This is a genomic window from Ferrimonas sp. SCSIO 43195 (assembly GCF_023716685.1).
Lineage (GTDB): Bacteria > Pseudomonadota > Gammaproteobacteria > Enterobacterales > Shewanellaceae > Ferrimonas > Ferrimonas kyonanensis.
Window position 1 is genome coordinate 3244664 of the sequence record NZ_CP072679.1, and the last position, 24438, is coordinate 3269101.

Below are 24438 nucleotides of genomic sequence, written 5' to 3' on the forward strand. Positions count from 1 at the left end.
ACAGCGGAAACCAATGTCACTCACTCTCGGTTCACGACTGCCGGATGAAATTGTCCCAACTGACGGTAAGCGCCACCAGCAGAGGCGTCTTACACCTTAATTGGAACAGTTTCTCCTTCGCAGTAGATTGAACGTCTGGCTAGTGAAACTGGCCTTACCAACCGGTGATCTCGCGCAGCGCGCTGCCGATCTCCGCCAGGGAGCGTACCGTCTTGACGCCGGCGTCTTCCAGGGCGGCGAACTTCTCATCGGCGGTCCCTTTACCACCGGCGATGATGGCACCGGCGTGGCCCATGCGCTTACCCGCTGGGGCAGTAACACCGGCGATGTAAGAGACCACAGGCTTGGTAACGTTGGCCTTGATGAACGCCGCCGCTTCCTCTTCGGCGGTACCACCGATTTCACCGATCATCACGATGGCCTCGGTCGCCGGGTCGTCCTGGAACATCTTCAGTACGTCGATGAAGTTGGAACCCGGAATCGGGTCACCGCCAATGCCGACACAGGTGGACTGACCGAAGCCTTCGTCGGTGGTCTGCTTGACCGCTTCGTAGGTCAGGGTACCGGAGCGGGACACGATGCCCACCTTGCCAGGCTGGTGAATGTGGCCAGGCATGATGCCGATTTTGCACTCCCCCGGAGTGATCACACCGGGGCAGTTGGGGCCAATCATCCGCACACCGGCTTGATCCAGCTTCACCTTCACGTCCAGCATGTCCAGGGTCGGGATCCCTTCGGTGATGGTCACGATCAGCTCAATGCCGGCATCGATGGCTTCCAGGATGGCGTCTTTACAGAACGGCGCCGGTACGTAGATGACGGTTGCGGTTGCGCCGGTGGCCGCCACCGCTTCACGAACGGTATTGAATACCGGCAAACCCAGGTGCTCGGTGCCGCCCTTACCGGGGGACACGCCACCCACCATCTGAGTGCCATAGGCAATGGCCTGCTCGGAGTGGAAGGTGCCCTGACCGCCAGTGAAGCCCTGACAGATGACCTTGGTGTCTTTATTGATTAGAACGCTCATTACTGACCCTCCGCGGCTTTTACTACTTGCTGCGCGGCGTCGGTCAGACTGGTGGCAGCGATGATGTTCAGACCCGACTCAGCCAGACGCTTCTGGCCCAGCTCGGCATTATTTCCTTCCAGACGCACCACCACGGGGACGGCGACGCCAACCTCTTCCACGGCACCAATCACGCCGTCGGCAATCAGATCGCAGCGAACGATGCCGCCAAAGATGTTGACCAATACCGCTTTGACGTTGTCGTCGGACAGGATGATCTTAAAGGCTTCGGTCACCCGCTCCTTGGTGGCACCACCGCCCACATCCAGGAAGTTGGCAGGCTGACCGCCATGCAGGTTGACGATGTCCATGGTGCCCATGGCCAGGCCGGCACCGTTGACCATGCAACCGATGTTGCCATCCAGTGCCACGTAGTTCAGCTCCCACTGCGCCGCATGGGCTTCACGAGCGTCTTCCTGAGACGGGTCGTGCAGTTCGCGGATGGAGGACTGACGGTACAGCGCATTGGAGTCGATGTTGATCTTGCCATCCAGGCAGTGCAGGTTGCCTTGATCGGTGATCACCAGCGGGTTGATCTCCAGCAGGGCAAAGTCCAGATCGATGAACATCTGACCCAGACCCATAAAGATTTTAGTGAACTGCTTGATCTGGTCACCCTTGAGGCCCAGCTTGAACGCCAGTTCACGGCCCTGGTAGGCTTGCGGCCCTACCAGAGGATCGATGGCGGCTTTATGAATCAGCTCCGGCGTCTCTTCCGCGACCTTTTCAATCTCGACGCCACCTTCGGTGGAGGCCATAAATACGATCCGTTGACTGCCACGATCCACCACGGCACCCAGGTACAGCTCCTGATCGATGTCGGTGCAGGACTCCACCAGAATTTTGGTGACCGGCTGACCATTGGCGTCAGTCTGGTAGGTCACCAGGTTCTTACCCAGCCAGTTCTGTGCAAACTCGCGGATCTCATCTTTGCTGGAGGCCAGCTTTACGCCACCGGCCTTGCCCCGGCCACCGGCGTGCACCTGACACTTGACGACCCACTTGTCGCCGCCGATCTTATCCGCCGCTTCGGCCGCTTCCTGAGCGGTGGAGCAGGCGTAACCCTCTGAAACTGGCAGCCCGTATTCAGCGAACAGCTGCTTAGCTTGATACTCATGCAGATTCATATGTTCTATCCATATAACGTCTTGTTATTCCGGCCTAAACTCCGACCGGGCATGGGGTGGTCGCCCCTGTGTCGAGGGCGACCGCTTTTTTTGGTTAGATGTCCAACAGCAGACGCGTAGGATCTTCCAACAACTCTTTAATGGTAACCAGGAAGCCGACCGACTCCTTGCCGTCGATCACCCGGTGATCGTAGGACAGGGCCAGGTACATCATCGGCAGAATTTCGACCTTACCGTCCACCGCCATCGGCCGATCCTTGATGGCATGCATGCCCAGGATCGCACTTTGAGGTGGGTTGATGATTGGGGTGGACATCAGGCTGCCGAACACGCCGCCGTTGGTAATGGTGAAATTACCGCCGGTCAGCTCTTCCACGGTCAGCTTGCCGTCGCGACCTTTGATCGCCAGCTCTTTAATCCCCTTCTCGATCTCCGCCACCGACAGCTTGTCGGCATCGCGCAGTACCGGCGTCACCAAACCTCGGGGGGTAGACACGGCGATGCTGATGTCGAAGTAGTTGTGATACACCATGTCATCGCCATCCAGCGACGCGTTGACCTGAGGATAACGCTTCAGCGCCTCAACCACGGCTTTGACGTAGAAAGACATAAAGCCCAGACGAATGCCGTGGCGTTTTTCAAAGATGTCCTGATACTGCTTGCGCAGCACCATGATCGGCTGCATGTTGACCTCATTGAAGGTGGTCAGCATGGCGGTGGAGTTCTTCGCCTCCAGCAGTCGCTCGGCGATGCGCTTTCGCAGACGGGTCATCGGCACCCGCTTGTCGGTGCGACCCGACAGCTCGACCGCCGGTGCTTCTGCCTGGACCGCAGGCGCCGCCGCGGGCTTGCTCTTCAGGAAGGCTTCCACGTCTTCCTTGCTGATGCGGCCACCGACACCGGTGCCGGTGATGGCCGCCGCGTCCAGGTTGTGCTCGGCAATCAATCGACGAACCGAAGGACTCAGGGCATCGTTGCCCTCGCCGGCTTCTGCAGCCACGTCGGCAGGGGCATCAGCCTTGGCCTCGGCTTCCTGCTTGCTGACTTCGGCACCCGGAGCGGCACCGGCCTTGAACAGGGCAATGACTTGCTCGCCGAGCACGGTATCGCCCTCTTCATGCTTAATTTCGCTGATGACGCCGTCTTCCGGTGCCGGAACTTCCAACACCACTTTGTCGGTTTCAATGTCGACCAGTACCTGATCGCGGCTAACGCTGTCGCCTGGCTGAACGTGCCATGTGGCGATGGAGGCATCGGCGACTGACTCTGGCAGTACGGGAACCTTAATTTCGATGCTCATCTGAACCTTTCCTTGTGCAATTATTCTTTAATATTCAGGGCGGCATTCACCAGCGCCTGTTGTTGTTTGTTATGAACGGAAGGATACCCCACCGCCGGAGCTGCCGAGGCCTCGCGGCCGGCGTAGGTCAGGTTGGCCCCGGAAGGGATCGCCTGCCAGAAATGGTGCTGACTGGAGTACCAGGCCCCCTGGTTTTGCGGCTCTTCCTGACACCAGACAAAGTCGGTCACGTGCTGGTACTGGTCGAGAATCTTAGCCATCTCGTCATGGGGGAAGGGGTACAACTGCTCGACCCGAATCAGGGCAACGTCGGTGATTTCGTTACGGCGACGCTTGTCCAGCAGGTCGTAGTACACCTTACCGGAGCAGAACACCACCCGGTTCACCTGACTCGGTTCCAGCTCATCCATCTCACCAATCACGTTCTGGAAGGTGCCATTGGCCAACTCCTCCAGGCTGCTTACCGCCAGCGGGTGACGAAGCAGGGATTTCGGCGACATCACCACCAACGGCCGCCGCATCGGGCGCACCTCCTGGCGGCGAATCATGTGATACACCTGAGCCGGCGTGGACGGTACACACACCTGCATGTTGTGGTCGGCGCACAGTTGCAGGAAGCGCTCCAGGCGTGCTGAAGAGTGCTCCGGTCCCTGGCCTTCGTAGCCATGGGGCAACAGCATGGTCAGGCCACACAAACGGCCCCACTTCTGCTCACCTGAGCTGAGGAACTGGTCAATCACCACCTGGGCACCGTTGGCAAAGTCACCAAACTGGGCTTCCCACAGCGTCAGGGTCGCGGGCTCGGCGGTGGTGTAACCGTATTCAAACGCCAACACCGCTTCTTCCGACAACACCGAGTCGTAGATCTCGATCGGTGCCTGCGTGTCACTCAGGTGGCGCAGTGGCATATAGGCCGTCGCGTCGTTCTGGTTGTGCAGCACGGCGTGGCGATGGAAGAAGGTGCCCCGGCCGGAGTCCTGACCGGTAATGCGGATGCGGGTGCCGTTATCCAGCAGCGTGGCGTAAGCCAAGGTTTCGGCCATGCCCCAGTCCAGCGGTTTCTCGCCGGCAGCCATCAGTTCCCGATCTTTGTAGATCTTGGCAACCCGGGACTGCAGTTTGTGGCTGGCGGGAATGTCGCAGATCGCTTCACCCAACTGCTGCAGCTTGGCCGTAGGGACTTTGGACTGATAGTCACAATCCCAGTCATGGCCCAGATACGGGGTCCAATCCACAGAGTGCTGGGTCATGGTGCGCCATTCCGGCACCACACACTCGCCCTGGTCCAGCAGATCCCGGTAACCGTTCACCATCTCGGTGACCTCGGAATCAACCATCACGCTTTGCTCCACCAGGCGATCGGCGTAGATCTTACGCGGCGTCGGGTGCTTCTTAATCTTTTGGTACATCAGCGGTTGAGTGGCATTGGGCTCGTCCGCTTCGTTGTGACCGTGGCGACGGTAACAGATCAAATCAATCACCACATCGCGGCCAAATTCATAACGGTAATCCACCGCCAGTTGCGCCACAAAAGCCACCGCTTCCGGATCGTCGGCATTAACGTGGAAAATCGGTGCCTGGACCATCTTGGCGATGTCGGTGCAGTATTCGGTGGAGCGGGTATCTTCCTGGTTGGAAGTGGTAAACCCGACCTGGTTGTTGACCACCACCCGCACGCTGCCGCCGACACTGAAGCCACGGGTCTTGGACATGTTGAAGGTTTCCTGCACCACCCCCTGACCGGCAATGGCAGAGTCGCCGTGGATGGTTACCGGCATCACCTTCTGACCGTTCTCACAGCCGAGGCGATCCATGCGGGCCCGCACCGAACCCATCACCACCGGATTCACGATCTCCAGGTGCGACGGGTTAAACGCCAGCGCCAGGTGGACGTTGCCCGACGGGGTAGCGAAATCCGACGAAAAGCCCTGGTGGTATTTAACGTCACCACTGCCCAGGGTTTCATCGTGCTTACCGGCAAACTCGTCAAACAGATCGGCGGGCTTTTTGCCCAGCACATTGACCAGCACGTTGAGGCGGCCCCGGTGCGCCATGCCCACCACCACCTCTTTGGTGCCGTGGTCACCGGCGCGATAGATCAGTTCGCGCATCATCGGAATCAGGGCATCGCCGCCTTCCAACGAGAAACGCTTGGCACCGGGGAACTTGGCACCCAGGTATTTTTCCATTCCTTCGGCGGCATTCAGACCGGACAGAATCCGCTTCTTATGCTCGGCGTCAAAGCTGGCTTTGCCCGCCACCGGTTCCAGGCGCTGCTGAATCCAGCGCTTCTCGTCGGTGTCGGTAATGTGCATGTACTCGGCACCAATGGAGCCGCAGTAGGTGGATTTCAGTGTCGACAACAGGTCAGCCAGCTTTAGGGTATCGCTGCTGGACACGAACGAGCCGATGTTGAACTCCCGCTCCATGTCATTGTCGGTGAGGCCGTGAAACTCTGGGGTCAATTCCACGACCGGTTCCCGTTTCCACAACCCAAGCGGGTCAAGGTTGGCGGCCTGATGGCCCCGGAACCGGTAGGCGTTGATCAGCTGCAGGACTTTTACCTGCTTGGCGGTGATCTCAGGATCGACCGCGGTTTTCACTGAACTGGTTTGCTCCATGGCCACCTGACGGAAGTAGTCCTGAATGCGACGATGGTTCGCTTCCTGGGCCGTTCCATTTTTAGGCAGGTGGTCGAAGATGTCTCGCCACTGTACGCTGATGCCATCCGGATCATCCAGATAGGCTTCATACAGCTCTTCGATATAACTTGCGTTGGCACCGGCTAGATGGGAGCTATCCAGCCAATCCTGCAGTGAGCCTTGTTGCATCTGTATTCCTTTATAAAACCAAGCCTGGCTATACCTGTTGCCTTTCTACGGCATTATTGTTGTGTTTTCCACTGCCCTTTAGTCGTAATTATGGCGGGCGGTGTCAGGGGCACTATACAAAAAGGTCACACTCTTCGCAGCCGAAGAGGTGACCTTAAATTCAAATACAACGATAACCAACTCGTTGCATATCGCTACACGGCCCGTTGCAGCAGCATGGACTTGATGTGACCGATGGCCTTGGTGGGATTCAATCCCTTAGGGCACACGTTCACGCAGTTCATAATGCCATGACAACGGAACACACTGAACGCATCATCCAGATCACCCAGCCGCTCTTCGGTAGCAGTATCGCGACTGTCTACCAGGAAGCGGTAGGCATGCAGCAGACCGGCCGGACCGACAAACTTATCCGGGTTCCACCAGAACGACGGACAGGAGGTGGAGCAACAGGCGCACAGAATGCACTCGTACAGGCCATCAAGCTTGGCCCGCTCCTCCGGCGACTGCAGGTTTTCACTGCCGGCCGCGTCCTGATCGTTGATGAGATACGGCTTCACTTTTTCGTACTGCTTGTAGAACTGGCTCAGATCCACCACCAGGTCCCGCACCACCGGCATGCCGGGCAGCGGACGAATGGTCAATTTCTTGCCCTTAAAGGCAGAAATTGGCGTGATGCAGGCCAGGCCGTTCTTGCCATTCATGTTGAGACCGTCCGAGCCACAGACGCCTTCTCGGCAGGAGCGCCGGAATGCCAGCGCCGGGTCCTGCTCTTTGAGCATCAGCAGAATATCCAGCACCATCACATCCGAGCCTTCGGGCAGGTTCAGGGTGTAGTCCTGCATCCGCGGCTTGGCGTCGGTCTCCGGGTTGTAACGGTAGACAGAAACTTCAAAGTTCATTCTCTGCCCCTCCTTAATAGGTACGCTTTTTCGGCGGGAAGGCGTCCCGCAGCTTGGGAGTCATGTTGACATCACGCTTGGACATCTCGCCGTTGACCGGGTTGTAGATGCTGTGGCACAGCCAGTTGGCATCGTCCCGTTCCAGATAGTCTTCACGGGAATGAGCACCGCGGCTCTCGGTACGGAAATTGGCCGCCTCGGCGGTTGCCAGCGCCGTCTCCATCAGGTTGTCCAGCTCCAGGCACTCGATGCGGTTGGTGTTGAACGCCTTGGAGCGATCATCGAGCTTGGCGTTGTCCAGGCGGGCCTTGATGGCTTTCAGCTCCTTGAGGCCTTCGGCCATGGAGTCACCCTGGCGGAACACCGAGAAGTTCAGCTGCATGCACTGCTGCAGATCTTTGCGAATCTGAGTCGGGTCTTCGCCATGCTCGTTGCCTTCCCAGCGCTTCAGGCGAGCCAGAGAGGCCTCGATGTCCGCTTCGGTGGCTTCTTTATGAACCTGCTGGGCAGACAGGGTCTCGCCCAGGTGCTTACCGGCTGCCCGGCCAAACACCACCAGGTCCAACAGCGAGTTGCCGCCAAGACGGTTGGCGCCATGCACCGATACACAGGCGATTTCACCCACCGCCAGCAGCCCTTGCACCGGCTCTTCGTTGATGCCGATCACCTGGCCGTTCACGTTGGTCGGCACACCACCCATCATGTAATGGCAGGTTGGAATTACCGGAATCGGTTCCTTGACCGGATCGACGTGGGCAAAGGTACGGGACAGTTCACAAATACCTGGCAGGCGAGACTCAAGGACCTCCTCGCCGAGGTGATCCAGCTTCAGCTTGGCGTGTGGTCCCCACGGGCCATCGCAGCCACGACCTTCTCGAATTTCGGTCATGATGGAACGAGCCACCACGTCGCGACCCGCCAGGTCTTTGGCGTTGGGCGCATAACGCTCCATGAAGCGCTCACCGTCTTTGTTCAGCAGGTAGCCGCCTTCGCCCCGACACCCTTCGGTCACCAGCACCCCGGCACCGGCGATGCCGGTAGGGTGGAACTGCCACATCTCCATGTCCTGCACCGGCACACCGGCACGCAGGGCCATGCCAACGCCGTCACCGGTGTTGATGTGGGCATTGGTGGTGGACGCATAGATGCGGCCGGCGCCGCCGGTGGCCAGCACCGTGGCCTTGGCTTTGAAATAGACAATGTCGCCGGTTTCGATCTCGATGGCGGTGCAGCCTACGACGGCACCGTCTTCGTTCTTGACCAGATCCAGGGCATACCACTCTGAGTACACCTCGGTTTTATTCTTAACGTTCTGCTGATACAAACAGTGCAGCAGGGCATGGCCGGTACGGTCTGCGGCGGCGGCGGTTCTGGCTGCCTGCTCACCACCGAAGTTCTTAGACTGGCCGCCGAACGGGCGCTGATAGACGCGACCGTTGTCGAAGCGGCTGAACGGCAGGCCCATGTTTTCCATCTCGGTGATGGCTTCCGGGCCGGTTTTGCACATGTATTCGATGGCGTCCTGGTCACCGATGTAATCGGAACCTTTAACGGTGTCGTACATGTGCCATTCCCAATTGTCTTCATGGGCGTTGCCCAGGGCAACCGTAATGCCACCCTGTGCCGATACCGTGTGCGACCGGGTTGGAAAGACTTTAGACAGCAAGGCACAAGACTTGCCTTCCTGGGAAATCTGCAGTGCGGCACGCATACCTGCGCCGCCGGCACCAATGACAATTGCATCAAACTCGCGAACTGGAATACTCACTTACACACCCCACAGTACAACAACGCCGGTAGCCAGATACGCCAACAGCACTACGTTGATAACGAACAGCAGAAAGGCTCTCAATTTGGCGGGCTTGATGTAGTCAGTGACTACCTGCCACATGCCAATCCAGCCATGGATTAGTACGCTGAATAACGCCAAAAGGGTGAACACTTTCATCGCCACCGAAGCGAACAGCCCCTGCCAGGCGGCAAAAGTCAGTTCCGGGGTGGTCACCAGATATCCCACGAGAAAAAGGAGGTAGGCCAGCATTACCAGGGCGCTGGCGCGGATCAATACGAAGTCCTGAACGCCACTGCGTCCGAACGTTGCGGCGTTCTTTACCATAACCAGGCTCCTGCCAAAATAGCGACGACCAGGGTAAGAGCAAAGCTGGCTTTCGCCGAGGCATTGCCTGATCCCATCTCTTCAAAATGTCCCAGATCCTGGAACAGATGACGAATGCCACCAATGACGTGGTATGCCAACGCCGTCAAAATGCCCCACAGGATCACTTTAACGGGCAACATCTGGAAGTAGGACTGGACTTCGGCGAACCCCTGAGCGCCGCTCAATGAGGTCGACAGAAGCCACAACAGAATGGCAAGGGCAACGAAGGTAATTACACCACTGACGCGATGCAGGATTGATGCTATCGCCGTGGCCGGAAACTGGATTTGACTCAAATCCAAATACACAGGTCTTTGCTTATTCACAGCTGCTCACTCAGCTCCATTGAGCATTTTTTGTTATATCCACCGAGTATGGGATTCATTCCCAACTCCAAGGTAGGCTTTTGGAACAGAAAATAGGCAATATTTTAGCCGAGTGTTTGCCGGAAAAACCCGCATGACCTCACCGCTCTACTGCCTCTTTTCAGCGGCCCGGGCCCAGTATACATATCGCTGATTTTGATTACAAACATCACATTTTGCCGATTTATGGGATTTTACACACACAAGTATTTGTATTGTGGGTGTTAGCCCGAAATGAATAAAAGTCGTGCTTTTTCGACTAAAGCTCCGACCAGACAATTGCTTTTTGTGATTCGTGTCTCGTAAAATGGGGGCAACGTTATGGATAGATAACAATAATGTAGTAAGGAGAACAAAGTATGGCTGAATCTAAAGCCACACTGCAGGTTCCGGGTCAGGAAGCCTTCGATTTGCCGATTAAATCGGGCACAGCTGGCCACGATGTGATCGACATTAGCAGCTTGGGAAAGCAAGGATTCTTTACCTTTGACCCTGGCTTTATGGCGACCGCCTCTTGCGAGTCTGAGATCACGTTTATCGACGGCGCGAAAGGCGTACTGCTGCACCGCGGCTACCCCATCGATCAATTGGCAACCCGCTCCAGTTATGTCGAAGTATGCTATCTGTTGCTGTACGGCGAACTGCCAAATGCCGCGCAACTGAAAAAGTTTTCCAGCACTGTGCGTAACCACACCATGGTTCACGAACAGATCTCTACCTTCTTTAAGGGGTTCCGTCGCGACGCCCACCCAATGGCGATTCTGTGTGGCGTAGTGGGTGCCCTGTCCGCGTTCTATCATGATTCACTGGACGTGAATAACCCCACCCATCGCGAGATCTGTGCCTACCGCCTGATCTCCAAAATGCCAACCCTGGCGGCGATGGCCTACAAATACAACCTGGGTCAGCCATTCGTTTACCCGCGCAATGATCTGTCCTTCGCCGGTAACTTCCTGCACATGATGTTCTCTGTGCCTTGCGAGGAGTACCACGTTAACCCGGTCATCGAACGTGCCATGGACCGCATCTTTATTCTGCATGCGGATCACGAGCAGAACGCCTCCACCTCCACCGTACGTCTGGCAGGCTCCTCCGGCGCTAACCCGTTCGCCTGCATCTCAGCCGGGGTTGCCTCGCTGTGGGGCCCGGCTCACGGCGGCGCCAACGAAGCCTGTCTGGAGATGCTGGCCGAAATCGGCAGCGTCGATCGCATTCCCGAATTCATCGACAAGGCCAAAGATAAGAACGACCCGTTCCGCCTGATGGGCTTTGGTCATCGGGTGTACAAGAACTTCGACCCTCGGGCCACCGTGATGCGGGAAACCTGCCACGAAGTTCTGAAAGAGCTGAACATTCAGGATCCATTGCTGGACGTGGCCATGGAGCTGGAGCGCATCGCTCTGGAAGACCCGTACTTTGTCGAGAAGAAGCTGTACCCCAATGTCGACTTCTACTCCGGCATCATCATGAAGGCCATCGGCATTCCGACCTCCATGTTTACGGTGATTTTCGCCTTGTCCCGCACCGTGGGCTGGATTGCCCATTGGCAGGAGATGCTGAGTCAGCCCGGCCACAAAATCGGCCGGCCTCGCCAGCTTTATACCGGTGCGCCGATGCGCGATTACCGCGAAGTCAGCGACCGCTAACCCGTCCTTGGCAGCAAAAAAAACCCGGAATCTCGATTCCGGGTTTTTTATTGGCCGTGACTCCGGGGCATTTACTCTAGAAAAATCGATTGCCTCTATCGGTTTTTCTCCAGCGTTTGGTGCCATTTCTGCTGTTCAGGGCAGCACATCCATCAATTCCATGGGGTGATGAATGATGGCCCTGGGAGCCGCCTGCTGCAACTTGGCCACCGACGACGCCCCGTAAGAAACGCCAACCCCAACCGCCCCGGCTCGATTGGCCATCTCCAGATCAAACAACGCATCTCCCACCATCACCGCCGCCGCAGGATCGCAGCGCAGTTGCTGGCACAGCTGCAAAATCATCTCCGGATTCGGTTTAGACGCCGCTTCGGTGGGGGTGCGACTGGCATCAAACAACGCCCCGAGACCGGACTGAGCCAGCACCCGCTCCAACCCCGGCCGGCCTTTGCCGGTGGCTACCGCCAATTGATACCCTCGCCGCTTGAGGGTATGCAACAGCTCCTCTGCCCCATCAAACAGGGGTGTCTCCACCTGGCTACGTTGCAGATACCACTGGCGATACTGATGTTGAAATGCCTGATTCTGCTGCGAATCAAGCTCCGGTGTCAGTGCCTCAATGGCGGCATCAATGGACAAACCGATAATGGAACGAACCTCTTCGCCATCGGGCACCCGCAACGCCAGCTCGGTGGCGGCACGTTGCCAACTGTCGACGATACGGTCCACCGAGTCCATCAGGGTGCCGTCCCAATCAAAAATCACCATCTGGCAAGGGGTCAAAGCGGTCTCTTCCTCTATTTACTGTTCAGTGCTTTCAGCGCCCGCTTGAGTCGCGGCTCCATCGGCGCTTCCAGCTCGATGGTCGTTTCCTCGCCCGGATGAATAAAGCGCAGCTTATGAGCGTGCAGGAACAGCCGATCCAGCCCTCGCTCTTTCATGTTGCGATCAAACCCGTCATCGCCGTAACGGTCGTCACAGGCGATGGGGTGGCCCTTACACTGAGCGTGGACCCGAATCTGATGGGTACGACCGGTAATGGGACTGGCTTCCACCAGGGTGGCCTCACTGCCAAAACGCTCTACGACCCGGAAACGGGTTTCAGAGGGTTTGCCCTCACCGTCGACCCGCACCAGCCGTTCTCCGGATTTGAGGGTATTTTTCAGCAATGGCTCGTTGACCACCTTATCGCGGTCCTGCCACTTGCCTTTCACCAGCGCCAGGTACTGCTTCTTCATGGTCTTGCTGCGCAGCTGGTTCTGCATGTGCTTGAGGGCCGAGCGCCGCTTGGCCAGCATCAGCAGCCCTGAGGTGGCCCGATCCAGTCGGTGCACCAACTCCAGGTTTTTCTCTTCCGGCCGCAGTGCTCGCAGCGCTTCGATGACCCCGAAATTCACCCCACTGCCGCCATGAACGGCGATGCCGGAAGGCTTGTTGATCACCAGGATCAACTTATCTTCATAGACAATGTGCTGCTCCAACTCGGCCACTTTACGCAGTTTCGCCGACGGGGCCGTGTCCTCATTGCTCTTTTCGGACACTCGAATCGGCGCAATGCGAATCTCATCGCCGCCAATAAGTTTGTATTCCGGCTTAATTCGCTTTTTGTTGACTCGAATCTCGCCTTTTCGAAGTAGTCGATAAATAAGGCTTTTAGGAACGCCTTTAAGGAAAGTGCGCAAAAAATTATCAATCCGCTGGCCTTCATAGTCCGGCTCGACGGTCACCCACTGCACTTTGGGTGTTTTTGGAGTCTTTGAATCAGTCATGGGCGCCATTGTACTACGATTCCACTTTCTATCGATAATATCGCGATTGACGATTGCCGCATTGTGGTGAAATTGCTATATTCTTTTCGTTGTGGACGGGTTTGAACTGTGAATTTTAAACCGTCGGCAATGATTTGGTCCTGCTATCGGTGATTTACAGACAAAATTTGTCGGTGCCAGGCCCCGGAAAGCGATGAAACACTTCTTGCCACCGGAGCGGCACTTACCTTCCCTAGCAGTCGACCCATTAATAGGAATGCATAATCGGAAACCGATTCAGGTCATTCGTCCGGAACTGTAGCCGGAAAGAATTTTCAGCCTGAGCGCACTGCGCTTGGGTAGCAGTTGTAAGCTGCACAAAAAGTGGAACAAGGGTTGAAGAGAGCATCTGCGGCGCGCCCGCAGCCAACCCTTATAAACCTTAATGTGTTGATTGGCATGGCCCCAGTCAACCAGTCGTGAGACTGCAAAAAATTGATACTGGGGTGCCGGTGCAGCCGACGCTCGACCTGAAGCGGTGACCAACTTAATTGGACTAAGAGTCACCCAAAATGAAAAGAATGCTAATTAACGCAACTCAATCCGAAGAGTTGCGCGTTGCCCTGGTAGATGGGCAGCGCCTTTACGATCTGGACATCGAAAGCCCAGGTCATGAGCAGAAAAAAGCCAACATTTACAAAGGCAAAATCACTCGAGTAGAGCCTTCTCTCGAAGCCGCTTTTGTCGATTATGGTGCCGAGCGCCATGGCTTCCTGCCCCTGAAAGAGATCGCCCGTGAGTACTTCCCCGAAGGGTACTCCTTCCAGGGTCGCCCCAATATCAAGGAGGTGATCAAGGAAGGCCAGGAAGTGATCGTTCAGATTGATAAAGAGGAGCGTGGCAGCAAGGGCGCAGCCCTGACCACCTTCATCAGTCTGGCCGGCAGCTACCTGGTGCTGATGCCCAACAACCCTCGTGCCGGCGGTATCTCCCGTCGCATCGAAGGCGATGAGCGTACCGACCTGAAAGAAGCGCTGAGCAAACTGACCGTGCCCCAGGGCATGGGCCTGATTGTGCGCACCGCCGGCGTCGGCAAAGCTGCCGAAGAGCTGGAATGGGACCTTAAGGTACTGTTGAACCACTGGGACAAGATCAAAGAGGTTTCCGGCTCTCGTCCGTCTCCGTTCCTGATTCATCAGGAAAGCAACGTCATCGTTCGCGCCATCCGTGACTACCTGCGTCGCGACATCGGCGAAATTCTGGTGGATCATCAGCGCATCTATGACGAAGCCATTGAACACATCGGCCTGGTTCGTCCCGACTACGTCAGCCGGGTAAAACTGTACAAAGCCGAAGTACCGCTGTTTACCCACTACCAGATCGAGACCCAGATTGAGTCTGCCTTCCAGCGTGAAGTGCGACTGCCTTCTGGCGGCTCCATCGTTATCGACCCCACCGAAGCCCTGACGGCCATCGACATCAACTCCGCCCGGGCAACCAAGGGTGGCGACATCGAAGAGACCGCACTGCAAACCAACCTGGAAGCGGCAGACGAGATTGCTCGCCAGTTGCGCTTACGCGACCTGGGTGGCCTGGTGGTGATCGATTTCATCGACATGGGTCCAGTCCGCCACCAGCGCGAAGTGGAAACCCGTCTGCGTGACGCCGTTCGTCAGGACCGTGCCCGCGTACAGATCGGTCGCATCTCCCGCTTCGGCCTGATGGAGATGTCCCGTCAGCGTCTGCGTCCTTCTCTGGGTGAGTCCTCCGCCAACATCTGCCCACGATGCAGCGGTCAGGGCGTGGTACGTGGCACCGAATCCCTGGCGTTGTCGATTCTGCGCCTGATGGAAGAGGAAGCGATTAAGGACAACACCGCTCAGATTGAAGCTCAGGTGCCTACCGACGTGGCCGCCTTCCTGCTGAACGAAAAGCGTAAAGCGATTCGCATCATCGAGGAGCGCCACAAGGTTGAGGTGTATGTGATTCCTCACCCTCATATGGAGACCCCACACTACAAAGTGGTTCGTCACCGTAAGGATGACACCATCACCGAAGCCAGCTACCAAATTGCCGAAGCGCCGGAAGCCGTCTTGTACGAGCCGCGCAAGCTGGAGAAGCAGGTCGCCGATCGTCCGGCTATCCGCACCATGGCAGCCCCTAAGCCAGAGCCTGCCAAAGTGGCAAAAGCCAAGCCTGAGGCGAAAGCCAAACCGGCGAAGAAGGCCGAACCCGAGCCATCTCTGTTTGCCAAGATTGCCGCCGGTCTGAAGTCGCTGTTCGCGACCGAAGAAGAGGCGAAGCCCGCCAAGGCGAAAGGCAAAGGCGCGAAAGACGCCAAAGAGGAAAAAGACGGTAAGCGCGGCGACAGCCGTCGCCGTAATGATCGCCGTCGCGGTAACCGCAACGAGCGTGGTGAACGCGGTGACCGTAAAGATCGTGGTGAGCGCGGTGAGCGCAAAGAACGTGGTGACCGTAAAGAGCGGGGCGAACGTAAAGATCGCAACGAACGAGGTAACCGCAGCGAACGAGGCAACCGCAATGAGCGCGGTCGTCAGCGGGACGACGAACTGAAGACCGATAAGGGTCAGGAGCGTCGTCGTAATAAACCTGAGCAAACTCAGGGCAACGAAGACAAACGCAATGAGCCGCGCGCTGAACAGCGCAGTGAGCAACGCGAAGACAAGCCAGTTCGCCAGCGCCGTATGCGTCGCAAAGAGCAGGATCCCGCTCTGCGCGAACGCGATACTGTCGACGCCCCGGTTGACGCCATCGCCGACACTCAGACTGAGGCTGCACCGCAGAAAGAGAAGCGTGAACGTGAAGTAGTCAAGGAGCGTCGTCAACGTCGCAAACTGGACCGTTCCGTGCGCCTGAACAGCGAAGGTAAGCCGACCGCCATCAAGGAAGCTAAAAAGCCTGACGCGCCAAAGGCAACCACCGAGGTCGACACCGAGGTCGCCGCTGCCGAGGCACCTGTAGTTCAGGAAACTCAGGCACCAGCAGCAGCCGAAGCCCCGGCCGTGGCCGCAAAAGCCAAAGTCGAAGACACCAAGGTCGCCGAGGCGGAAAGCCAGGACAACAACGGTGAAGACAACGGCGAGCGTGATAACAGCCGCCGCAGTCGTCGCAGCCCTCGCCATCTGCGCGCCGCTGGCCAACGTCGCCGTCGCCAACGGGACGACGAGCCGAAGGAGCTGGAAGACTCAGCAGACCTGGAAGCCAAGGCCCAAAAGGACCCGGTGACCGCCCGCTATCCGGAAGACGCCGCCGCTGAGACTCAGCTGGAGATGTTTGAGGCCACCGACACCAAAGAGACTGCCAAGGCTGTCGAGCCGAAACCCGCCTCAGAGCCTGTTTCGGCCGAATCTAAGCCCACGGTAGAAGCCAAAGCGGCCAAGCCTAAGCCGGCTGCACCTAAGCCAGCCGTGGAAGCCAAAGCCGCCGAGCCTAAGCCGGCTGCACCTAAGCCGGTCGTGGAAGCCAAGGCCGCCGAGCCTAAGCCGGCCGCACCTAAGCCAGCCGTGGAAGCCAAGGCCGCCGAGCCTAAGCCGGTTGTGGAAGCCAAGGCCACCGAGCCTAAGCCGGCCGCACCTAAGCCAGCTGTGGAAGCCAAAGCCGCCGAGCCTAAGCCGGTCGTGGAAGCCAAAGCCGCCGAGCCTAAGCCGGTCGTGGAAGCCAAAGCCGCCGAGCCTAAGCCGGCCGCACCTAAGCCGGTCGTGGAAGCCAAAGCCGCCGAGCCTAAGCCGGCCGCACCTAAGCCGGTCGTGGAAGCCAAAGCTGCCGAGCCTAAGCCGGCCGTGGAAGCCAAAGCCGCCGAGCCTAAGCCAGCTGTGGAAGCCAAAGCCGCCGAGCCTAAGCCGGCCGCACCTAAGCCGGTCGTGGAAGCCAAAGCTGCAGCACCGAAAGCCACCGCCGGGGCCAGCCGCTTTGCCAAAGCCGCCTTTGCTCAGGCTGCCGCGCCTGCCGTGGAAGTGCCAGAGTTCGAAGCCGTGAAAGTGCCTCAGAGCGACGCACCAGCGGAAGCAGAAGCCAAGCCCAACGACTTTGCCAAGAGTCGCTACCGCTTCTCTTCCAACGCCACCATGACCAAACCTGAAGACTCAGAATAAGTCACTGGCTCGCGTCGATTAAAAAACCGGTAACGGCAACGTTACCGGTTTTTTTCTGCCCATCTCTTACACAACTCTGACCAGTGGTTCGCCAGCAGGTGAAAAAAATGTGCATTAGATAACATCTCGGTTAAATACCGTTACCGGCGCTGAACCAACCCGCTTAAATTGAACTCTTAACCAGTACTTTCTGTGTCTTAGGAGTGATTCTCAATGAATCCGATTAGGGGCCTGCTCTGGGGCCTGTTACTGTGCGTTCTTTCTCCGCTGGCCACCGCGGCCGATGCCGATTGGTTTTCTAAAGGCGCCGACGATCAGCCTGTGGTCAACCTGTATTTCTTTTGGTCTGAAACCTGCCCGCACTGCGCCGAGGCTCACCCCTTCATCACCGAAAAACTGCTTGCCCACTACCCCTGGATACAGCTGAAAGATCACAAGGTATCGGATCCTGAGACCCGCCAACACTGGCAACACATCGCCCAACTGACCGGCAGCCAGACCAACTCCGTGCCCTTTATGGCGGTCTGTGGCACCCCCATCGTCGGCTACACCAGTGAGCAGACAACCGGTCAATTCCTGGAAGCGCAGCTGCGCAGCTGCTATCAACGCCTGGGGGGGGATCTCAGCGACAGCCCCGCCATCGCTGGCACCAGCGCCGATGCCGACCTTAGCCTGAACACCAGCCTGGATCTGTCTGCTCAATGCGGCGAAGGCGACGAGGGCACCTGCGGGGTCAGCGAACTGGCGGTACCGGCCGTGCAACCGGTAGAGCTGCCCTTCGTTGGTGTAGTGAATCCGGAAAAGCTGTCCCTTCCAATGCTGACCGTGGTATTGGCCGGCGTAGACGCATTTAATCCCTGCGCCTTCTTTGTGCTGCTGTTCCTGCTCAGCGTCATGGTGAACGCCAAGAGCCGGGGCAGAATGTTGATCGTCGGCGGCATCTTCGTATTTTTCTCCGGGCTGATTTACTTCCTGTTTATGACTGCCTGGCTGAATCTGTTCCAGCTGCTGGGCAACGGCTCTGACGGTGGCTGGATCATTCTCGCCGCCGGAATACTGGCGATCATCGCCGGCGGCATTAATGTGAAGGAGTTTTTCCTCAATCGCGGTGAGGTGTCACTGTCGATGTCGGCAGAAAACCGAACTGGCCTGATTAAACGCATGGGCAAGCTGTCCAGCGCCTCCAGTATGGCGGCCATGATTGCCGGCACCACCGTATTGGCGGTATTGGCCAACGCCTATGAGCTGCTGTGCACCGCCGGCTTCCCGATGATCTACACCAGTGTGTTGTCCATGCACGACCTCAGTGAAAGCACTCGCTACCTGTATTTGGTGCTGTATAACGTGGTGTACGTGATCCCCCTGGCAGCCATCGTGACCGTGTTTGCCATGACCATGGGCAAACGCAAGCTGACCGAGAAAGAGGGGCAAACCCTGAAGCTGATGTCCGGGGTAATGATGCTGGGCCTAGGTGGCACTCTGGCAGTCAACCCCAATGCCCTTCAAAGCCCCATCGTCGCCATCGGTATGATTCTGGGGGCCATCGTCGCCACCATGATCATTGTGCCCATCAAGCGCCGCTGGGAACGACGTCAGGCCTGAGTCTAACCCATAAAAAAACCGGCCCTACGGCCGGTTTTTTTGTGGACATCGACGACGATTCAGCGCAGCCGTAGCAACCAGTTATCGGCAGCCCCCTCCAGCAAGTCCAGCACCCGTTCAAACCCATCGCTGCCGCCATAGTAGGGATCCGGCACCTCAGCCCCGTCGATGATCATCGCCAGCTTGTAGGTCAAGTGGGACGGACACCTCTGGCGCAGATCGCTCATATTGGAGCGATCGGCCGCCAGAATCAGGTCATAGTGTTCAAAGTCCTCATCCCGAACCTGGCGGGCGCGAATACCAGAAAAATCGTAGCCACGTTGTCGCCCCGCCGCCGCGGAGCGCGCGTCCGGCGTCTCGCCGGCGTGATACGCCAGCGTACCCGCCGAGTCCAGCTCGATCCTCAGCCCGGCGGCCTCGAAGCGATGGCGAAACACCGCCTCGGCCGTCGGCGAACGACAGATGTTGCCCATGCAGACGAAAAGTATCGACTTTATTTGTTGGTTATTCAGGTGGTTCGCTGCCATTTCATGCCCTTTTGAGCGCTTCGAGGTACAAAATTAAAGATAAACTATATCAGACGCTTACCAATAGTTTGGGAGAAAAAGCTATTGACAAGCTCGCTAAATGCCTCTTAGACCTGGCTGTCTTAATCCCGAAAACTCAGTTTGGGTCCTATAATTTGCTTATAGTTATCGGCCCCCGTCTCAGATAAAGAACACTGGTAGTATTTTTCCAACTTTCGAGGTCACCTGATTTTAGTCCGTCGACAGACGTCATTTCACGGATAACCTTCTTCCCAATACCCTCCGTTTAAGCGAGGTGGAATCGTTAGCTTGGCTCCCTTTCGGCGCAGTAGGTTATGACACTCCTTTGTATCGTAAGCACCGTCAGCTGATACTTGGTCTATTCGGAGACTCGGTGGGTTCAGCAGCGTTGGTAGAACTTCATTGTCTGCGACATTGACTAGGCTCATCTCCGCGGCCACAATTTAGTGAGTATCGGCATCGATAGCAAGATTAAGCTTTAGCCAATTACGGCGATTTTCCTTGCCGCGCTTGCGAATTTTCCACTCATCTTCGCCATATACCTTGAGCCCGGTGGATTCAACGACTAGATGGGCAATGGGCCCTCGGCAACGGTTGCGATACTTCACCTCAACGGTCTTGGCTCGCTTGCTAATACAGGTGTAATCCGGAGAGTTCAGTGGTACGTCCATCAACTGAAACAGCGAGTTAAGAAACCCTTCTGTAGCTCGCAACGACAGCTTGAGTACATTTTTAAGCATTGGCGCTGTTTCGATTGCAGTGTCACTAAATTGAAAGCCTGGTCCACGACCACCGTGGTGCGCCAATTCTGGATAGCTGACTCATCTAGCCTGAACATTAACGTCCCATGATTTACTAGCGCTAGCGTGTATTGCTTCCAGTTAGTGGTCTTATGCTTGGACTTACCTATGTTGCTGCTTCTGGCTCAGTGTCATGAGATCAGGTCAGCGAGCTTGCAGATGGTTCCATTGATTTAGTCAACAACGTCCACAGAGAGAACCGAAGAGGATATCAAACAACGGGTAGTCTACCTTCGCGCTCTGACAGTCGTCCCGAACAACGCTGAAATGCGGTTTGATAGTCTCGGTGTCCATGTTTATGCCCAGAAAAAGAGGGGGTAAGATTACAGAGCGGGCGACTGGCCTATCACACATAGAAACTGTTCAAGTGTAGTAATTCAGATTTCACCTGACAGTTACCTACTTGGCTTGGTGTGACTGTCTAGTTTAAATCAATCTTTATTTATACATTCGGATTTCATCCGATTGGAATGTATGCGGCATTTATCTACAATATCCCTAAATCTTTTGCTTTCTTGATTAATTCAGAGCGGTTTGAACAGTCTAAAATAGCTTTCATTTTATCCACGTGATAACAGATTCCACGCTGAGTTAAGAACATTTCATTAGCGATATCATCCAAGCTATCTCCCTTGGCCAACATTTTTAAGATATTAACGCCTCTTGATGAAAGTCCGTTGTAGTTAACTGGTGGATTAAGTTTGCCTATGTGATGAAAAATAAAGTAAGTTGCATAAAGATCTAGAATGTGTTGCAATTGTCGCTTACCTTTTTCTAGAGAGCTTTCTATTATTGCGCATTCTTTAGAAGAGAATAAGTTAAAACTTGCAATGTATCCGTTAGGCATTGCAATAAGCCAGTGTATTACGGTCACTGCGCCAAGATTTTTGAAATGCTCCTTCCATTTTGAGCACAATTTTTTAGCATGTTTATCCACTGGGCACAAAGTTGGTCCTAATTTAAATTTAGTGCCAAAGTATTGGTTTCGATGTGCAAAGTGCTTGAAATAGTCTTGAAATATCTGAAGTGCTTTATTGTCAGAAGCAATAATGAATTTAATCTTCCTATATGTCTCAACATTATTGTATTTTACACTCGGCACAAGTGTTCTGTTTAAATCATTCTGTACTGGATAAATGTTAAAGCAAAATCTATCAATATGGTGAGCATTTAACTGATTTTGAAGTTGCTCTATTGCATTGGCATTAACGTTAGAAATTTTATTGGTCATAATCAAGTACATAATTTATAAATTAAAATAAATTGTAAAGGGTCACTAAGTGACCCTTTACAAAGTTTAAGCACAACCAATCATATAAGAGTAACTATTGATTAGGGTGGCATGTTACACAAGAGTATGCATCAGGCATCGACTTACTTAAAGTCCAATCGTTATTTATTGGGGCCAAGATCTCATTATAGTTCTTACGGTTGCCCCATCGATCTGTAGGTTCACCCCAGAACATAGTTGTTAATTGATTACCTTTAAGTTTTTCTTCACCTTTAATTAATTTTTTAGAGGAGGCGTCACCATGATTTTCAGGCTTTAAGTCTTTACTATGACACCAAAAGCAACGAGAAACTTCTCCGTGACCCATCGGGGCTCCGTTACTGCCGTGGCAACTAGCACAAAAATGAGGCTGTTGAACATCAGAACCATCTGCGACATTAATAGGCCATGCATGACCACCATGCCCTAGAGGTTCTTTGTTTTCATTGTGACAAAGAGTGCAATCAGCGATCTTATAGCCAAAGTGTTCTTTACTCAGAATTGGAGCATTGCCTATTGGCTCTTTTGGAAGATCGAAAGTTCGCAAAATGGCAATATCAGGCGTATGATTTCCATCATTAAGATTCAAGTTAAAGTCCCACTCAGTAGTTTCCAAACTTGTGTGCTTAGTTGCCCCCCAAAGTGAATAATGCTCACCCCAAGTTAATCGCATAGCGTCAATACCATAGTTCATGACATTCACGTCGGGCATAACATGAACCATATCGCCGCCAAAGTTTCCATACCAATCTTGTTCACACTCTGTTTGTGGCACTCGTTCTTTACCTTCAATCGGATTTAATGGATCCCTCTGAGAGCCATCTGCATAGAAGAAATCACAAGTAGGCAACTGCATATTGAAAAGAGTGAATTCTCCTTGGTGCATGACTTTATAAAAATAGGTATACCATCCCTCCATGCCAAAACTTCGTTTTTCACCAATTTTAGTCAGTGCATAATGTCCTACATCGGCATCTGTTGATAAATTTGGCCAATAGGTAAATTTTACACCGCCGATTTTATCGGAAGCCGACAAGATCATATCCATTGCCGTAATTACGTCAGGCTGAAAAATATCCGGACGCATGTTGAAAGGTTTCACTTCAACATCATATACCGAAAAGCCATCTTCATGATTTTTTGGTAGTACAAGAATTTCTGGAATGATGATTTTACCGCCATTAGCTTCACGACGTAGGACATCCTCTTTCATGAGCCATTGGCGACGGTTGGTCATATACTCACTGTAAGGCTGATAAGTAAAGTGGTGACCAGGTTGAACCCAAAATTCATCCATGCGGTAATAATTGGTTTCACCCGCCGGTGAAAAGCCTTGGCTATCTCCGCGAGCGCGAGTGAAATTACCGCCATTGGCGTAGAAGCGGAAGTGCCAGTCGTGACTGTTAAAGTTAGATTCACCATCCTTTTCATCAAATACCCCATCATCGTTACGGTCCCAAGAAAGGCTGAACTCAATGGTTTTGGTATTTGTGTCCTTTTCAGCAGTAATGCTGTCAAATCGAAGATCATCTCTAGTAGCGACTAGATAACGAAGTAAATCAAAAGCACTAAAATGACCTTCGACGAAGATGTCCGGCCGAGCAGTGCCTGCACCTAAACCATCAGGGTTGGTCATCAATACTTGTTCTACTTGTTTTAAATCCACCTCAAAATGAACATCGTGAGGTAAGTTCTTAATGCCAGATGCCTGCGCATCTTTAACGGTCGCAAAACCATCGGGTTGACCTGTGTTTGACGTTACATCGCATTTGGCAATACCTTCGCGAATACACTCCTTATACCAATTCGTTATGTTGTCTTGGTAAGCACCTAGCATAACGGTCACTTTCCCTTCAGTAATCGCCTGAGGAGTGATATTTACGTCAACAAAATCCGGCTTAGTAAGCTGTGGATTAGTTATCTCCGGCTGATTTGGAGTGTTGTTGTCATTACCACACGCCCAAAGCAAAGCGCAGGCTAACGATACACAGGTTAACTTCATCATCTTCATCTGCTTCTTCTCGTTGTATTGGAACAATGGTACCGATGGTACGAACAAGCGTGTCATCGATTCACTAGGTGGAATTGAAGCAAATTGGATGTCAGCGAAGTTGTGTGATCTATGCCTCTACATCTCCGTCTATACTGGCCAAACTCGATTGCGATTAATTGACACCAAAGCAAGGAGTAAAAAATGATGAAGGATCATCAAAGCTGGCTTCAACATTGAAAGAACCTCTACCGTAGTCATCGTTCTATAGCAGTAATAGTGCATTTTGCACTAGGTTTTACCGCCTTCAAGCTTGCTTGCGACATGGCGTTGTTGATCAAATCCAAGCCTAAGACGCAGATACCCCAAGGGGTTGCCGGAATTTAGGCAGCAGCCTGTCGAGCAGACATATCGTCGCTCCCTGCTGGCCACCCATTCACAAAAAAGGCACCGTCATCGGTGCCCTGAAATGATGCAATTCAGGCTATAACAGCGCCGTTTGCAGCTGCTGCATCAATGCCTGACCGCCTTCGCTATTCACATAGTCCAGCAGCACCTGGCTGAACTGCGCCACCATGGCCGAGTCCAGCCCCAGAGAGGAGAAAGCGTCATTGAGCCCTAGCAACGAAGTGGCGTTGCCGCCCATCAGACCACCCAGCAGGCTGGAGGTCCCCGATGACGCCCCGTCTCCGCCCAGCAACTGAGCACCGCTGGCCAGCAGTCCGTCCATATTGGGAATGATCCCCGACAGGGAGTTCATCCCTTCGGCGCTCATGTTCGGCTCAGCCGTCGCCAGCAATGCCCCCAGACCACCACTGGCCTGCTGCTCACTGACCCCGAGCTGAGAAGTCAGCATACCAATCAGATCCTCGCCGGCACTCACCGGTGCCGACAGCAGCACCATCATCAAAAACAACCCTCTGGATACCATCGCTTTCATCATTCTCTCCCTGACGTTATTGTCCTCATAGCA

General features: G+C 54.8%; 17 protein-coding genes and 1 pseudogene. 3 read left to right on the forward strand and 15 right to left on the reverse strand.

Translation table 11 applies throughout. The features are described from left to right. Positions 1-154: 154 nt before the first annotated feature. The 8 genes from sucD to sdhC all read right to left on the reverse strand — a co-directional run bounded on the left by sucD (position 155) and on the right by sdhC (position 9710). Entirely contained in the window at positions 155-1027 is an 873-nt protein-coding gene (sucD, locus tag J8Z22_RS15165) for a succinate--CoA ligase subunit alpha (RefSeq protein ID WP_028112311.1), read from the reverse strand. Beyond that, on the reverse strand, positions 1027-2193 hold the full coding sequence (sucC, locus tag J8Z22_RS15170) for an ADP-forming succinate--CoA ligase subunit beta (protein WP_028112310.1): 1167 nt from the start codon (positions 2191-2193) through the stop codon (positions 1027-1029). Before sucC ends, sucD begins: the two co-directional genes overlap by 1 nt. 94 nt (positions 2194-2287) lie before the next feature. Continuing rightward, entirely contained in the window at positions 2288-3493 is a 1206-nt protein-coding gene (gene odhB, locus J8Z22_RS15175; RefSeq protein WP_252006957.1) for a 2-oxoglutarate dehydrogenase complex dihydrolipoyllysine-residue succinyltransferase, read from the reverse strand. Positions 3494-3513: 20 nt separating this feature from the next. After that, positions 3514-6324, reverse strand: a complete 2811-nt coding sequence (gene sucA / locus J8Z22_RS15180; protein ID WP_028112308.1) for a 2-oxoglutarate dehydrogenase E1 component — start codon at positions 6322-6324, stop codon at positions 3514-3516. A 194-nt stretch (positions 6325-6518) separates the two neighbouring features. Then, positions 6519-7226 carry a succinate dehydrogenase iron-sulfur subunit gene (locus J8Z22_RS15185; protein ID WP_252006958.1) on the reverse strand — a complete coding sequence of 236 codons (708 nt, stop codon included), beginning with the start codon at positions 7224-7226 and terminating at the stop codon, positions 6519-6521. A 13-nt stretch (positions 7227-7239) separates the two neighbouring features. Beyond that, positions 7240-8994, reverse strand: a complete 1755-nt coding sequence (gene sdhA / locus J8Z22_RS15190; protein WP_252006959.1) for a succinate dehydrogenase flavoprotein subunit — start codon at positions 8992-8994, stop codon at positions 7240-7242. After that, positions 8995-9342, reverse strand: a complete 348-nt coding sequence (gene sdhD / locus J8Z22_RS15195; protein WP_028112305.1) for a succinate dehydrogenase, hydrophobic membrane anchor protein — start codon at positions 9340-9342, stop codon at positions 8995-8997. Further along, positions 9336-9710: a succinate dehydrogenase, cytochrome b556 subunit gene (gene sdhC / locus J8Z22_RS15200; protein ID WP_252006960.1), complete on the reverse strand. Its 375-nt coding sequence runs from the start codon at positions 9708-9710 to the stop codon at positions 9336-9338. The genes sdhD and sdhC overlap by 7 nt, the downstream gene beginning before the upstream one ends. 398 nt (positions 9711-10108) lie before the next feature. On the opposite strand from sdhC, the gene J8Z22_RS15205 reads away from it, so the two are divergent. Then, positions 10109-11395 (forward strand): citrate synthase, encoded by a 1287-nt coding sequence (locus tag J8Z22_RS15205; RefSeq protein ID WP_028112303.1) that lies wholly within the window; start codon positions 10109-10111, stop codon positions 11393-11395. Between the two features lie 135 nt (positions 11396-11530). Here J8Z22_RS15205 and J8Z22_RS15210 read toward each other — a convergent pair whose 3' ends face one another. Both J8Z22_RS15210 and rluC read right to left on the reverse strand, forming a co-directional pair. Then, entirely contained in the window at positions 11531-12163 is a 633-nt protein-coding gene (locus J8Z22_RS15210) for an HAD family hydrolase (RefSeq protein WP_252006961.1), read from the reverse strand. Positions 12164-12192: 29 nt separating this feature from the next. Then, a complete protein-coding gene (gene rluC, locus J8Z22_RS15215; protein ID WP_028112301.1) occupies positions 12193-13164 on the reverse strand; it encodes a 23S rRNA pseudouridine(955/2504/2580) synthase RluC in 972 nt (323 codons plus the stop codon). A 551-nt stretch (positions 13165-13715) separates the two neighbouring features. Between rluC and rne the strand changes: the two genes are divergently transcribed. Then, the gene (gene rne / locus J8Z22_RS15220; RefSeq protein WP_252006962.1) at positions 13716-17255 is read left to right on the forward strand and encodes a ribonuclease E; all 3540 of its coding nucleotides are present in this window, start codon (positions 13716-13718) and stop codon (positions 17253-17255) included. Between the two features lie 213 nt (positions 17256-17468). Continuing rightward, entirely contained in the window at positions 17469-18857 is a 1389-nt protein-coding gene (locus J8Z22_RS15225) for a cytochrome c biosynthesis protein (protein ID WP_028112299.1), read from the forward strand. A 59-nt stretch (positions 18858-18916) separates the two neighbouring features. On the opposite strand, the gene J8Z22_RS15230 is transcribed toward J8Z22_RS15225, so the two are convergent. From J8Z22_RS15230 to J8Z22_RS15255, 5 genes and pseudogenes are all read right to left on the reverse strand, one after another. Further along, positions 18917-19384, reverse strand: a complete 468-nt coding sequence (locus tag J8Z22_RS15230; RefSeq protein WP_252006963.1) for a low molecular weight protein-tyrosine-phosphatase — start codon at positions 19382-19384, stop codon at positions 18917-18919. Positions 19385-19509: 125 nt separating this feature from the next. Next, positions 19510-20315: pseudogene (locus tag J8Z22_RS15235) on the reverse strand (IS5 family transposase); the annotation flags it as partial. Positions 20316-20692: 377 nt separating this feature from the next. Then, positions 20693-21436, reverse strand: a complete 744-nt coding sequence (locus J8Z22_RS15245; protein ID WP_252006964.1) for a response regulator transcription factor — start codon at positions 21434-21436, stop codon at positions 20693-20695. 94 nt (positions 21437-21530) lie between these two features. Continuing rightward, positions 21531-23480 carry a hypothetical protein gene (locus J8Z22_RS15250; RefSeq protein ID WP_252006965.1) on the reverse strand — a complete coding sequence of 650 codons (1950 nt, stop codon included), beginning with the start codon at positions 23478-23480 and terminating at the stop codon, positions 21531-21533. A 469-nt stretch (positions 23481-23949) separates the two neighbouring features. Next, positions 23950-24408, reverse strand: a complete 459-nt coding sequence (locus tag J8Z22_RS15255; protein ID WP_252006966.1) for a DUF2780 domain-containing protein — start codon at positions 24406-24408, stop codon at positions 23950-23952. Positions 24409-24438 lie beyond the last annotated feature (30 nt).